Origin of the sequence: Halomonas sp. IOP_6, from assembly GCF_021151565.1 — a bacterium.
Classification (GTDB): Bacteria; Pseudomonadota; Gammaproteobacteria; order Pseudomonadales; family Halomonadaceae; genus Vreelandella; species Vreelandella alkaliphila.
The window spans coordinates 220744-233647 of record NZ_JAIRBO010000006.1; the positions used below are offsets into that span (position 1 = coordinate 220744).

The 12904-nt window shown below is 52.2% G+C and carries 11 protein-coding genes and 1 other RNA gene; 7 read left to right on the forward strand and 5 right to left on the reverse strand.

What is annotated here, in order from left to right; translation table 11 throughout:
• Positions 1–208: 208 nt before the first annotated feature.
• The 4 genes from ggt to K7H08_RS13145 all read left to right on the forward strand — a co-directional run bounded on the left by ggt (position 209) and on the right by K7H08_RS13145 (position 6588).
• Complete coding sequence (ggt, locus tag K7H08_RS13130) at positions 209–1948, forward strand: gamma-glutamyltransferase (RefSeq protein ID WP_051626409.1); 1740 nt, start codon at positions 209–211, stop codon at positions 1946–1948.
• Positions 1949–2207: 259 nt separating this feature from the next.
• The gene (locus K7H08_RS13135; RefSeq protein ID WP_038480643.1) at positions 2208–3149 is read left to right on the forward strand and encodes a sodium-dependent bicarbonate transport family permease; all 942 of its coding nucleotides are present in this window, start codon (positions 2208–2210) and stop codon (positions 3147–3149) included.
• 484 nt (positions 3150–3633) lie between these two features.
• Positions 3634–5166 carry a Na+/H+ antiporter NhaC gene (nhaC, locus tag K7H08_RS13140; protein WP_038480646.1) on the forward strand — a complete coding sequence of 511 codons (1533 nt, stop codon included), beginning with the start codon at positions 3634–3636 and terminating at the stop codon, positions 5164–5166.
• Between the two features lie 159 nt (positions 5167–5325).
• Entirely contained in the window at positions 5326–6588 is a 1263-nt protein-coding gene (locus K7H08_RS13145) for an NAD(P)/FAD-dependent oxidoreductase (protein ID WP_231658221.1), read from the forward strand.
• Positions 6589–6671: 83 nt separating this feature from the next.
• On the opposite strand, the gene K7H08_RS13150 is transcribed toward K7H08_RS13145, so the two are convergent.
• The 3 genes from K7H08_RS13150 to smpB all read right to left on the reverse strand — a co-directional run bounded on the left by K7H08_RS13150 (position 6672) and on the right by smpB (position 9125).
• The gene (locus K7H08_RS13150) at positions 6672–7982 is read right to left on the reverse strand and encodes a TonB-dependent receptor (protein WP_231658222.1); all 1311 of its coding nucleotides are present in this window, start codon (positions 7980–7982) and stop codon (positions 6672–6674) included.
• 227 nt (positions 7983–8209) lie between these two features.
• Positions 8210–8588: a transfer-messenger RNA gene (gene ssrA / locus K7H08_RS13155) on the reverse strand.
• A gap of 45 nt (positions 8589–8633) precedes the next feature.
• A complete protein-coding gene (gene smpB / locus K7H08_RS13160; RefSeq protein ID WP_231658223.1) occupies positions 8634–9125 on the reverse strand; it encodes an SsrA-binding protein SmpB in 492 nt (163 codons plus the stop codon).
• Between the two features lie 126 nt (positions 9126–9251).
• On the opposite strand from smpB, the gene K7H08_RS13165 reads away from it, so the two are divergent.
• Positions 9252–9686, forward strand: coding sequence for a type II toxin-antitoxin system RatA family toxin (locus tag K7H08_RS13165; RefSeq protein ID WP_038480655.1), 435 nt, complete (start codon positions 9252–9254; stop codon positions 9684–9686).
• Positions 9676–9987, forward strand: coding sequence for an RnfH family protein (locus tag K7H08_RS13170; RefSeq protein ID WP_038480658.1), 312 nt, complete (start codon positions 9676–9678; stop codon positions 9985–9987). Before K7H08_RS13165 ends, K7H08_RS13170 begins: the two co-directional genes overlap by 11 nt.
• Positions 9988–10009: 22 nt before the next feature.
• On the opposite strand, the gene K7H08_RS13175 is transcribed toward K7H08_RS13170, so the two are convergent.
• Positions 10010–10459: an outer membrane protein assembly factor BamE gene (locus tag K7H08_RS13175; protein ID WP_038480662.1), complete on the reverse strand. Its 450-nt coding sequence runs from the start codon at positions 10457–10459 to the stop codon at positions 10010–10012.
• 72 nt (positions 10460–10531) lie between these two features.
• On the opposite strand from K7H08_RS13175, the gene fur reads away from it, so the two are divergent.
• Positions 10532–10984 (forward strand): ferric iron uptake transcriptional regulator, encoded by a 453-nt coding sequence (gene fur, locus K7H08_RS13180; protein WP_009723762.1) that lies wholly within the window; start codon positions 10532–10534, stop codon positions 10982–10984.
• Positions 10985–11095: 111 nt separating this feature from the next.
• On the opposite strand, the gene recN is transcribed toward fur, so the two are convergent.
• Positions 11096–12769, reverse strand: coding sequence for a DNA repair protein RecN (gene recN / locus K7H08_RS13185; protein WP_038480665.1), 1674 nt, complete (start codon positions 12767–12769; stop codon positions 11096–11098).
• Positions 12770–12904: the final 135 nt, after the last annotated feature.

The window sequence follows — 12904 nt, forward strand, 5'->3', positions numbered from 1 at the left end:
CGTCTCTGAATACCTGGCAAGCCATCATCGAAAAGCTAGACTTATCTCTTGCCGTTGACGGGTAGGTGTGGGCATGTGAGTTTAAACTACGTTTCACTAAAGTGATGCATGTTGGGCTGCTCCTCAAGATCCAGAACACTGCTTGACAGCAAAGTGTTCCTTGATAATCTCGGTGTTTGTAAGCTAATAACTATAAGGAATTCCACCTATGTTGATCCCCTTTTTAACTTCGCGTCCGCTTAAAACGCTGACGGCCAGTTTATGTATCGGCGGGTTGTTAGTCTCTCCACAGGCATTCTCTCAGCAAGCGATCTTGGAAGGTGAGCGCTTTCATCCTCAAGAGAGTAGCCATGGCATGGTCGCTACCAGCCACTTTCTTGCCTCAGAGGTTGCCCGTGATGTGCTTGCTGAAGGAGGCAACGCCGTTGATGCAGCCGTAGTAGCTGGCTTTGCGCTAGCGGTGACCCAGCCACGTTCCGGCAATATTGGTGGTGGCGGTTTTATGCTGATCTCGGATGAAACAAGCGACGAAGTCATTGCCATCGACTACCGCGAGATGGCCCCTTCGGCTGCTTTTGAAGCTATGTTCCAAGATGAAAATGGCGATGCAGTGACCGAGCGTTCCCGCTTTACTCACTTGGCCGCGGGTGTTCCTGGTACCGTTGCGGGGCTAGCTCTGGCCCTGGAAGAGTATGGCACGCTAAGTCTTGCTGAAGCGTTGGAGCCCGCCATTCGTCTTGCTGAAGATGGCTTCGCGGTGCCTCCACGCTTTGTTCAAGGGCTACAAGAGACCAGAGAACGCTTTGAGCCCTGGGATGCGAGCATGGCCAAGTTCTTCAAGGAGGACGGTAGCGCCTACGAGGTCGGCGATATTTTCAAGCAACCTGATCTAGCTGCGACACTCAGGCGCATTGCTGAACAAGGGGCTCGCGAGTTTTATGAAGGAGAAACGGCAGAGCTGATCGTTGCCGAGATGGAGCGTCACGATGGGCTGATCACCATGGAAGACATGGCTAGTTACACCCCCATCATCCGTGAGCCCAGCCATGGTACTTATCGCGGCTACGATATTTACGCCATGAGCCCTCCTTCTTCCGGTGGTGCTCATATTGTGCAAATGCTGAACATTCTCGAAGAATACCCCATCGGTGAACTCGGTTTTGGCTCTGCTGAAAGCATGCACCTAATGGCCGAAGCCATGAAACGTGCTTACGCTGACCGCTCGGAGTTCCTGGGCGATACTGACTTTGTCGATGTGCCTCTAGCCGGCATCACCTCAAAGGAGTATGCAGCCGAACTGCGTAGCCAGATTGGCGACCAAGCTACCCCTAGTGCAGACATTGCGCCTGGCAATCCGAACGACTACGAATCTAATGAAACCACTCACTTTTCCATTGTAGATGATGGTGGTCTGGCAGTTTCAAACACGTACACCATCAACTTCAGCTATGGTTCTGGAATCGTGGTGGATGGCGCGGGCTTCTTGCTCAACAACGAAATGGATGATTTCTCAGCCAAGCCCGGCGTGCCCAACGCCTATGGATTGATTGGCGGCGAAGCCAATAAAGTCGAGCCAGGCAAACGAATGCTTTCGTCTATGACGCCCACTATCGTCAAACAAGACGGCAAAAACTTTCTGGTTACTGGCAGTCCCGGCGGTTCACGTATTATCACCACAACGCTACAGGTGTTAATGAACGTTATTGATCATGATATGAATATACAATCAGCGGTTAGCGCACCGCGCATGCACCACCAGTGGGTGCCTGATGAGATTCGCGTTGAGGCAGGCTTTAGTCCAGATACGCTTAACTTGCTTGAAGAGCGTGGCCACACGGTCAGTCAGCAGTCAGCCATGGGCGCTGCTCAGTCAATCATGATCAAAGATGGGATGTTCTTTGGTGGTGCCGATCCTCGCCGATCCACCTCATCTGCTATTGGCCTTTAACGTTACGTTAGGCTCTTACCATCCCGCCCTGATTGCTCAGGGCGGGGTCTTTCCGGCATCGCGCCTAGCTACTCTTTCAAGTCCTTAGTTTAACTATCATCACTGCCTATTAACTATCACCACTGCTTATTAATGAGTCGTGATAGGGTGATGATAGCTCCATAGATAATTATCTATGACTTTCTTTCAATATATTATTAGTTATCTAGTGTCATCGCTCGCAAAATGCAGTCTCTTTTGACCCTAGGGAGCAGTGGTGATGCCAGATATTGTGGTGATGTTTTTTTTATTGGGGCTAGTCGCCGGAGCGGTGAAGTCGGATCTTCAGGTACCTAAAGCTACTTACGACACCCTAAGCCTGTTATTAATGCTCACCATTGGCTTAAAGGGAGGAATGGCACTGCATGGCAATATTCATTGGGGGTTGGTGCCAGAACTTACCGGCGTAGCGCTGCTTTCAGCGTTTATACCGCTGATGCTGATGCCAGTGTTGCGCCGCTGGGTGCGCCTTTCCGCCGCCGACAGCGCTAGCATTGCTGCTCATTATGGCTCGGTCAGTGCGGGTACGTTTGCGGTCGCTCTGGCGTATGTAGAAGCACGTCAGTTAGCGGTGGGGAGTGAAGTAACGCTCTATTTGGTCGCTATGGAGCTACCCGCGATTATGGTGGCGATTGCCCTGTTTAGACGCTATCAAGGAGCCGCTGTTAAAGAGAGCACCAGCAAGTTATGGCATGAAACTTTAACCAATCGAGGCGTTATCCTGTTAGCGGGTGGGGTCGTGATCGGCACGCTATACGGGCCATTTCAAGGAGAGGAAGTCACCGCACTGTTTACTGGAGCTTTCAAAGGCGTGCTGGCGTTGTTCCTGCTAGAAATGGGGTTAACCGCCGCGCAAACACTGCGCCCAATGCCGTGGCATCATTGGCGCTTAGTGACCTTTGCACTGGTCACACCATTGCTGCTGTCATTGCTGGGGATTCTGGTAGGTACGCTAGTTGGTTTGCCAGTGGGCTCTGTGGTGATTCTTGCCGCATTGGCTGCTAGTGCCTCCTATATAGCGGCGCCGGCTGCAATGCGCGCAGCTATCCCTCAAGCGAACATTGGGCTTGCTATGCTAGCGTCACTCGGCATTACTTTTCCTCTCAACGTGATGCTTGGGATCCCTCTTTACCATAGGCTGCTGGAGTATTTGTTTAACTAACAAATGGGTCGCGCTATCGCTTCAATTTGATTCGCCTTTTGTTGGAGTTATTTGTTGTTTGATTGAAATTTAACGCCAGCTTCTTGCTTATAAAGCTGGCGTTTTTTAGTTTGTTTTTCTGTTTTAGAAGGTTTTATAGATAAATTTGAATAGTTTCTTAACGTACTTAGTTCAGCAGTATTATTTGCTGGATCATGCGTATTTCCCCTGGAAGCAGCACGAAAAGCCGAGGAATGGACACGTTAAGTCATCGTTACCCTCGTATTCTTTTGTAACAGTGATGTGATCGCAATGTCGTTGAAGTGTTGAAAGTGCGATGACGCATTGTGATTAATTAGCTGGTATAGATGAAAAGGCAGTATACCTCTAGAAAACATGTCTATTGCTAACGCCTTAGATGATAAATCTAAAAATGATCCTGCTGAACAAAAAACATCGTTGCTGATAAACCTGTTAAAAACTCAATAATAACGAGGTCTATAAGATGGAAGATAAACCAAAAAGGGTACGTCAAAAACCCAGTCTCGGGCTTGCCCTTGTGCCCGTTGTGCTGACACTAATCGCCATCGGGGTACAAATTTTCTATTTTGGTGATTTCACACCGCATATCCCGCTGGCTATCGGCTTGGCAATAACCTCGCTAGTGGGAATCAAGCTTGGCTTCCGCTGGAAGCGGATTGAAGATGGGGCGTTTCACGTTATCAACGTGTCTTTGCCTTCGGTTTCGGTGTTGATCTTAGTGGGCATGATTATTGGCGTCTGGATTGCCAGCGGTACCGTGCCCAGTCTGATCTATTACGGCCTTCTTCTGTTGTCTCCGGCTTTCTTCCTTGCCGCGGCGATGCTGATCTGTGCGGTGGTGTCCGTTTCTTTGGGGACCTCCTGGGGAACCGTTGGTACGGTAGGTTTAGCGCTTGTTGGTATCGGCGCTGGGTTTGAAATTCCGATTTACTGGACCGCTGGTGCGGTTGTTTCCGGCGCCTTTTTTGGCGACAAAGTCTCACCGCTGTCCGACACCACCAACCTGGCGGCGGCGGTTACTGGCAACGATGTGTTCTCGCATATCAAAAACATGATGCCAACGACGATTCCGGCCATGCTGATCGCGTTAGCCATCTATCTGGTGGTGGGCTTCACCATGATTGATGATCAAGCGGCATCTTTTGAGCGCATTAATGCCATCACTGCGTCACTAGACGAGCACTTTACTATTTCTATCTGGCTGCTGTTGCCAGCGGTGCTGGTTATTGGTCTAGCCGTCAAGAAAATGCCGCCGATTCCCTCCCTGTTTGCTGGTGTAATGGCGGGTGCAGTAACTGCCATGGCGGTTCAGGGGGTAGGTCTGCACGATATCGTTACTTACGCTAACTATGGTTACTCCATTGAAACGGGCGTGGAAGCCATGGACAGCCTGTTAAACCGTGGCGGTATTCAGTCGATGATGTGGACCATCTCGTTGATACTGATTGCCCTGGCCTTTGGTGGTGCGTTGGAGAAAACGGGCTGCCTGGAGACCATCATTAAGTCCATTATGTCCAAGGTGCGCTCGTTCAAAGGCGTTCAAACCTCGGCAATTGCTACCTCCTTTGCAACTAACCTAGTGGCAGGCGATCCCTACCTATCCGTTGCGCTACCGGGGCGTATGTACGCGCCTACCTACCGTGGACTGGGTTACTCAACCCTGAACCTATCGCGTGGTGTTGAGGAAGGTGGAACATTGATGTCGCCGCTCATTCCATGGAACGCAGGTGGTGCCTTTGTCATTAGCGTATTAGGACTTGGTATTGGCGAAGGTAACGTCGAGAACCTGTTGTATATTCCGCTGGCCTTTGCCTGCTGGTTATCGCCCTTAATCGGTATTCTTTACGCGCAGATGGGATTGTTCTCGCCCAAAGCGACCGATGAAGAGCGCGCACTGTGGGACAAGCAGGGGGAAGCGATTGCCTCTACCGAAGCATTGGGAGCTGCTGCTGACGCAGCCGTTACTAGCCCGAATCCGGCTCCTAGCTCGAGTTGATCGTCACTAGTCGTTACGTGTTTTACCGATAAGACAGCACCCCGGCTTGCGAAAGGCGGGGTGTTTGTCTTTTGAGCTAGGCGTTTTTTTGCCGACAACCGAATCGCTGCGACTTGGGTTTGCTTGCAAGCACGCCCGAATAAAACCAGGAGGATAATAATGACTACAACGCATCCAACCGTGGTCATTGGTGGTGGAATCGTTGGTATTTGCTGTGCGTTATATCTGCAAAAAGAGGGGATCGACGTAACGCTCGTAGAGCCCGCTATGTCCGGCGATAGTACCGCTAAGTGGAGCTGCGGGCAGATTGCGGTTAGCGAAATTATTCCCCAGTCCAAGCCTGGTATTATCAAAAAAGTGCCTGGATGGCTGCTGGATCAAAAAGGGCCGCTGGCACTGCGGCCATCAGCATTACCAGGACTGCTGCCTTGGATGCTGCGTTTTATGACCCATGCGCGGCGTTCGCGTATCGACACTATTGCCCATGAGTTAGCGTCCTTAACGCGCTGCGCCTTTCAGGATTATGAACCCTTATTAGCGAAGTGCCGCCGTGACGATCTGATTGGCCACCACCCAACCCTTGAACTGTTTGACGATGCGGCTGGGCTGGCCCATGAGCAAACTTATGTAGAGCTACGCCGCGCGCTAGGGTTTGTTTCCGAAACGCTAAATGCCGAACAGATTGCCGCTATGGAGCCGGCGTTAGCGGGACGCTTTTCTCACGGCTTGTTGTTGTCAGATTGGCGCACGGTGTGCGATACCGAAACCTTCCTAACCGAGCTTGCTCACAGTTTTGTAGAGCAGGGCGGCAAGCTTGTGCAGGATAGTGTGTCGCGTGTTGAGACCCAGGGAGGGCGTGCCGTTGGTGTGACTCTGGCTAGCGGTGAGAGGCTGCCGGTCGAGCAGGCGGTGGTCGCTGCAGGCAACGGCAGTTCGGCGTTTTTTGAAGCGTTAGGCATTAAGGTGCCGTTGATTAAGGTCGGTGGCTATCAGGTATTGCTACCCAACCCTGGTGTCGACTTAACCCACGCCACTTTTTATGCTGATGGCGGCTTTGGCCTGATTCCTATGGAGCGAGGGCTGCAGATCGGCGGCACGATTGAGTTTGCTGGCAATCGTGCTGAACCGAACTTCAAGCGTGCGGAGATCATTCTTGAAAAAGCCAAGACGATACTGCCATCGTTGAATACAGCTGGTATGGAGTTTGGCGCTGGCTGGCGCCCTTTCTTGCCAGACACCAAGCCTGTGATTGATAAATCGCCATTGCTTGAAAACGTGGCGATGGCTTTTGGTCATGGCCAACTAGGGCTAACGCTCGGTGCCACGACGGGGCGTCTGGTAGCTGACATGCTACAAGGGCGTGATAGCCAGTTGGATATTAGCCCTTTCAGTGCATCACGCTTTACATTGGCTGGTGGTTGATTGCCGGCTGCGCGGTGTGCAGGCTAAGGGTAGGGCCCGTCTCTTGAATATGAGACGGGCTTTTTATCTATGATTTAGCGCACTTAGTGGTTATGTCCTGCATGACTGCCAAACGCTGCGTTGAACTGCACCATTCCCACCCACTGCTCATCATGCCCTGCAAAGTCTTCGCGGGTCAGTTGGGTGCGCACGAACATGTTATCGCGTACATGCCAAGTGAGCTGCGCGCTGTGCCGCCAGGACGTGTCTTCTGAGACGATCGCGGTAGGGTGGGTTCCCATCACTTTGTTGGTTAACCCTAATGCTTCTGCCCGTAGGCCGACTTCCCAGCGAGGCGCAATACCGTAAATAGCGTCGATGTAAGCGCCATCTTGTTGCTCTGTGTAGTGGTCGTGTGCATGAAAGTGATCATGGTGTTGCACATGCTCTTGCAGGTCACGTTCGCTATAGAAGTATTCCGCACCTAATTGCCAGTTGCCCTGATAACCAGGTTGCTCCGCATCGTAGTTAAACCGCGCGTCTAAACCTGCGAACCAGTTGTCGCCTTCAGCGGTATGGGCATGGTGGCCATGGTCATCGACACGCACATACTGACGGTTCATGCCCGCAGACGTTCCCAGCGTTAGCTGCTTATTCGCACCGAGATCTGGGCGGTATTTAGCGAAAATCGTGCCCACGCGAGGGCCACTGGCGCGATCCTCATAGCCCCCTTCATCAAAGCGGCTGAAGCCTTCTCCCTCGCCTTGAAACAGCTCGCTACCCAGCGTCAAGGTGCTGTTTGGTGACCAGGTTAGCTGTAGACCTGTATCGAGCAGACCATGCTCTCCAAACAAATACTCATTGACCAGTGGGCGCTCAACAAAATCCCAAGCGTGAGGGTGTCGGCTGTTAATGTAGCCTATATCAGAAAGAAACTTACCGGCTTGTAAGCGCAGCCCGTTAGGCAGCGTACGTGTCGCAATAAAAGCCTCCTCCAGCGTGATATCGTCTTCCGTTAGCGAAACAACGGCCTTGCCCTCAAGGTGGGCGGTTTGCCCTTCGATAGCCACTTCAGAGTGTCCCAGGTTAAATCCATTGTCGAGATCATGGCTATGGCCGCTGTGGTCATGTCCTTCTTCATGATAGTGACCGCTTTCGTGCCCATGGCTAAAGCCGGCAGGCGAGTTCTCATCTCCTGAAAAGCGATTGTGGTAGATGCCTTCCACAACTAAGGAAACGTTGATGTTGTTTTCAGCATCGCTATGTTTATCGTTGCTATGTTCATAGGCGTCGTGCTCATGAGCATGACCAGAGTGATCATGGTCGTGCCCATGATGGTGATCATCTGCATAGGCAGAGGAGCTGATAAGCAGAGCAGTGGCAAGCGGTGTAAGCAGAAATAAAGAGCGTGGCACAGGTGTATTCCCTTAAACGTTAGAATTAAGCGCACAAAATGATATGTTATATTGTATCAATATTGCAATTGTGCTGAATTCTGTCGCTGCACGCGGCTAGCTTCGAGGGGGTGCGAGGTGTTTAAGAAAAACTGACCAAAATGTTGACCACACTATGCCTAAACAGACCATTTTCAGACTACAGGCACAAAAAAAGCACCCGTAGGTGCTTGATTTGTATAGTCAGGTGGTGGAGGCGGCGGGAATTGAACCCGCGTCCGCCAGCACGCGCCTATTGGCTCTACATGCTTAGATTTCGTCATTTGCTTTAACGCGACTGACTCCGACGATCAGGATTCAGCCACGCGAGCCTTCTAAGTTTAACGATTGATGAGAAGACACCACCAACCGCGGTCCTATCAGCTTTAGCTCGTATCCCATCAGTGATGAATAGGCACATCACCTTTGGGCCAGACAAGAAGCTAACAGTGTTTAAGCTGCTAGCGCGCCTTGAGCGTAGTTTTCGTCATTTGCGACTATTTTTCGTGATGTGGGATTTACGAGATACATCACGCTCTCGGCATGCACCGCAAGGGTTGTCACCGGCGTCGAAACCATGTCGCCCCCTGATTACAGATGAGCATTCTAACGTGCTCACATCGAATTGACCAGTTATGCCTTGTTATGTTCCCGCATTATCCGACCTTTCTGACGGCTCCAGTCGCGATCTTTCTCGGTGGCGCGCTTGTCATGCAGCTGTTTGCCGGTCACCAATGCCAGCTCACACTTCACCTTGTTGCGTTTCCAATAGAGCTTGAGCGGCACGCAAGTGTGGCCTTTGTCCTGAGTTACCGAGAAAATTTTGGCAATTTCCTTACGGTGCAGAAGCAACTTACGCGTGCGCGTCGGGTCAGCAATTTCGTGGGTGCTTGCTGTATTAAGCGGCATGATATGGCTGCCTAGTAAAAAAGCCTCGCCGTTACGAACCAAAATATAGGTGTCGGTAAGCTGTGCTTTACCAGCGCGAAGGCTTTTAACTTCCCAGCCCGCGAGTACCAAACCTGCTTCTAAGGTTTCGTTGATATGGTACTCAAACCGAGCCTTCTTGTTTTGGGCAATAACGCTGTTGCTAGGGCCCTTACTGTTACCTTTCTTAGTGGCCATGGAACCTCATCGTTGATCTGTCAGTAGCACCCCCTTCGTTATGTGGGGAGGCGTGATACCATTCAAGGTCTACAAAAATGTTTCCCATGATACGCTTTGGGCACTGTGAAGTCAGCGGAGAGGTCAATGCCAACCGTTAATCGTACCGCCTTGGTGCGGCACACCCCCCAACAAATGTTCGATCTGGTTAATGACTTCGAACGCTATCCCGAGTTCCTGCCGGGGTGTCGCCGTGCGCGCCTGCTAGAGCATGACGAGGCGCATTTAATTGGCGAGATGACCCTTGGACGTGCGGGTGTGGAGCAAACAATCACTACTCGAAATGATTTATATGCCCCCGAGCGGATTGAGCTGTCGTTAGTAAAAGGGCCGTTCAAGCAGCTTAAAGGGCGTTGGTTATTTATCCCGATGGGGGAAAACGCCTGCAAAGTCAGCTTGGAAATGGAATTTGTATTTGCCAATCGCTTGCTTAGCATGGCGTTTGGAAAATTATTTCAGCAAATTGCGGGGCAGCTTGTCGATGCCTTCACGAAGCGTGCTGACGAGCGCTATGGCCGTTGATACGTTCTCGGTAGAGGTTGCCTTTGCCTTGCCGCACAAGCAGCGTCTAGTGGCCTTAAAGGTGCGCCAAGGCACAACCGCACGCCAAGCGGTAGTGATGGCAGATCTACCCAGCCTGTTTCCCGAGATTCCCAGCGACACCTTTGAACAGGCACCGCTGGGAATTTTTGGCAAAGCGCTGCGCCAGCCTGAAAAAGAAGCGCTGCGCCCAGGAGATCGTGTTGAGGTCTACCGCCCATTGGAGATAGACCCCAAAGCTGCTCGCCTAGAGCGGGCAAAGCGTCAAGCCAGAGGCGAGTAACTTATTCGGAAGACATCACTGGCTATGGCGCTGTGGCATTTTCTGACGTAGGTACTCGTTGGCTAGGTGCGTTGATGCCGGTGATTGGATCTGCTGTTTCTGTTGCAGGGCCTGCGCCGGTATCCGTGCTGACCGGCAGATCGCTAGAGAAATCACCTTGCTGTTCAACGTTCACCAGACGCCCCATGTTATCGAACGTGAGGGTTACACGCCGCTGCTCAACACCCGCGTACGCTTTATCAAGACGGTAAACGTAATCCCATTCTCGCGTGTCAAATGGGGCTTCCAGCAACGGGCGACCCATCACATAAGTGACTTGCTCTCGGGTCATTCCTGGCTGTAATTGGCTGACCATTTCTTCGGTCACCAAGTTGCCCTGAGGGATGTCGCGCTTGTAAACGCCAACGTAGCTGCAGCCGCTAACAACGGTTAGGGCAACGGAAAGAGTAATGATACGAGTCAATTTTTGCATTTGAGCCTATTCTTCACTATCGTGGTTTCGGTCGATCATACCCGACCTAACCTGTTACTGCGAAGAGCAACCATGGCCGATCAGAACCATGAACTGCGCAAAGCCGGGCTGAAAGTGACCCTGCCGCGCGTCAAGATCCTGCAGATTCTCGAAAATGCTTCGGGTCAACACCACCTTAGCGCAGAAGAAGTGTACAAAACACTGATTGATGCGGGCGAGGATGTTGGCTTGGCTACCGTGTACCGCGTGCTGACTCAGTTTGAATCAGCAGGCTTGGTGATCCGTCATAATTTTGATGGTGGCCACGCGGTGTTCGAGATGACTCAAGAAGACCACCACGACCATATGGTGTGTTTAGAAAGTGGTGAAATCATTGAGTTTGTCGATGAAATCATCGAGCGACGTCAGCAAGAGATCGCCGAAGAGCACGGCTATGAACTTGTGGACCATGCCCTGGTGCTTTACGTACGCCCCCGTGGGTCGGACGTAACCCGACAGGACAGCGGCCCCACAAATAAAAAATAGTCGCGCTAAATAAAATGCCTCTAGGGTGCGAGTGATGACTCATTCGCGCCCTAGGGGCGTTTTTTATAGTATGTGGCGTTTGCTAGCGCGTTATCGATTGAAAAAAAGCGTTTAGTGCGGTGGCCGTTGGCTAGCGTGCAGCATTTCGCGGGCGTGGGCGAGTGTTTGGTCAGATAGCGTTACACCGCCCAGCATGCGGGCGAGCTCGCTAATCCGACCACGCTCGTCTAGCAGGGCCATATGGGTCAGCGTGCTATCTCGTTTGGCACGTTTTTCAATATGCAGATGCTGATGCGCCTGAGCGGCGACCTGAGGCAGGTGGGTGACGGTCATTACTTGACCGTTTTCGCCGAGCTTGCGTAGCAGTTGACCGACAATTTCGGCCGTCGCTCCCGAGATACCCACGTCCACTTCATCGAAGACCAGGCTGGGAATAGTGGAGTGGGAGGCGGCCACCACTTGAATAGCAAGGCTGATGCGCGATAATTCACCGCCCGAAGCCACTTTGGTTAGCGGCCTAGCAGGCTGGCCTGGGTTCGCGCTAATCAGGAATTGGACGTGGTCCAGGCCTTCTGGCGTAGGCGTTTCACGCGGGGTAACGTCCACGTCAAAACGTGCTTTACCCATGGCCAAGAACCCTAGCTGTTGTTGTACTTCTTTGCCCAAGCGAACGGCGGCTTTTTGTCGCGCCTCGCTTAGTTGTTTGGCATCGCTGCGATAGCGCTCGCGGTATTCAGACACTTGGTTGCTTAACGACTCCAGGTCGTCGTCGCTGGCTTCTAGCAGTTCGACTTCCTGGCTGAGCCGGGCATGCAGCGCGCAAATCTCTTCCGGGGCAACGTGATGCTTGCGGGCAATACGGTGGACATCGCCAAGCCGTTCTTCTACCCAGGCTAGGCGTTCCGGGTCTAGTTCGGTAGTACTGGCAAGACGATTTAGCTCGCTTGAAGCCTCCTCTACTTGAATGCGCGCATCGCTAAGCATGGCCAAGGTATTGGCCAGTGTGCCTTTGTCACTGCCGGGTAGCGCGCTTAAATGGGCATAGGCTTGATTTAACAGCGACAGAGCGCCACCTTCATCGCTCGCGCAGCAATCGGCGGCAAACTGGGTTTCACGCAGCGTCTCTTCCGCATGGGCGAGAGTATGCTGCTCTTCTTCTAACGTTTGCAGCTCACCCTCTGCCAGTCCCAGTTGATCTAACTCTTCTACTTGGTAGCGCAGCAACTGCCGCTTTGCCTCAACTTCACTGCCTTCTTCGCTGAGTTTTTTTAATCGCCGCCGGGCGCTGCGCCACTCGCGGAAGGTTTCAGCCAACTGCTGGCTACGCTCACGTAGCCCGGCATAATCATCTAGCAGGGCGAGATGGGTTTCTTCACGCATAAGTGCCTGATGAGCATGCTGTCCATGGATTTGAATCAGCTGCTCGCCCAGCGATTTTAGGTCGGCGATGGTGGCAGGGTGGCCATTGATCCACGCTTTGGAGCGACCGCTGGCTGTAACCACACGGCGCAGCAAGCACTCTTCAGCAGGCAGCTCGCGAGCAGTCAACCACTCTGTGGCAGCGGGTAGATGTTGAATATCAAAACGAGCGGAAAGGTCGGTGCGCTCACGCCCATGGCGCACGCTGCCAGCGTCGGCACGCTCACCCAAACATAGGCCAAGTGCCCCGAGTAAAATCGATTTGCCTGCCCCAGTTTCCCCGGTAATCGCCGTCATACCACGGGTTAGGTCGAGTTCAAGGCGGTCAACAATAGCGTAATCTTGGATTGCTAGCTGCGTGAGCATAAGGCCTCCTGAGGCGGTGCGGCACAGAAGCTGGATACTTATCCAATAATTGTTGTTTTATACAGTAGTCTATAACTCACTTCAATGCCCCTCTTGAGATGGCTTTTATGGCCCCCATATAGCGTCCATACGTGG

What these genes read in the sequence shown, in the direction of transcription:
- ggt (WP_051626409.1), top strand. Translation starts at nt 209, where the DNA reads ATGTTGATCCCCTTTTTAACTTCGCGTCCGCTTAAAACGCTGACGGCC.
- K7H08_RS13135 (WP_038480643.1), top strand. Translation starts at nt 2,208, where the DNA reads ATGCCAGATATTGTGGTGATGTTTTTTTTATTGGGGCTAGTCGCCGGA.
- nhaC (WP_038480646.1), top strand. Translation starts at nt 3,634, where the DNA reads ATGGAAGATAAACCAAAAAGGGTACGTCAAAAACCCAGTCTCGGGCTT.
- K7H08_RS13145 (WP_231658221.1), top strand. Translation starts at nt 5,326, where the DNA reads ATGACTACAACGCATCCAACCGTGGTCATTGGTGGTGGAATCGTTGGT.
- smpB (WP_231658223.1), bottom strand. Translation starts at nt 9,125, where the DNA reads ATGGCCACTAAGAAAGGTAACAGTAAGGGCCCTAGCAACAGCGTTATT.
- K7H08_RS13165 (WP_038480655.1), top strand. Translation starts at nt 9,252, where the DNA reads ATGCCAACCGTTAATCGTACCGCCTTGGTGCGGCACACCCCCCAACAA.
- K7H08_RS13170 (WP_038480658.1), top strand. Translation starts at nt 9,676, where the DNA reads ATGGCCGTTGATACGTTCTCGGTAGAGGTTGCCTTTGCCTTGCCGCAC.
- K7H08_RS13175 (WP_038480662.1), bottom strand. Translation starts at nt 10,459, where the DNA reads ATGCAAAAATTGACTCGTATCATTACTCTTTCCGTTGCCCTAACCGTT.
- fur (WP_009723762.1), top strand. Translation starts at nt 10,532, where the DNA reads ATGGCCGATCAGAACCATGAACTGCGCAAAGCCGGGCTGAAAGTGACC.
- recN (WP_038480665.1), bottom strand. Translation starts at nt 12,769, where the DNA reads ATGCTCACGCAGCTAGCAATCCAAGATTACGCTATTGTTGACCGCCTT.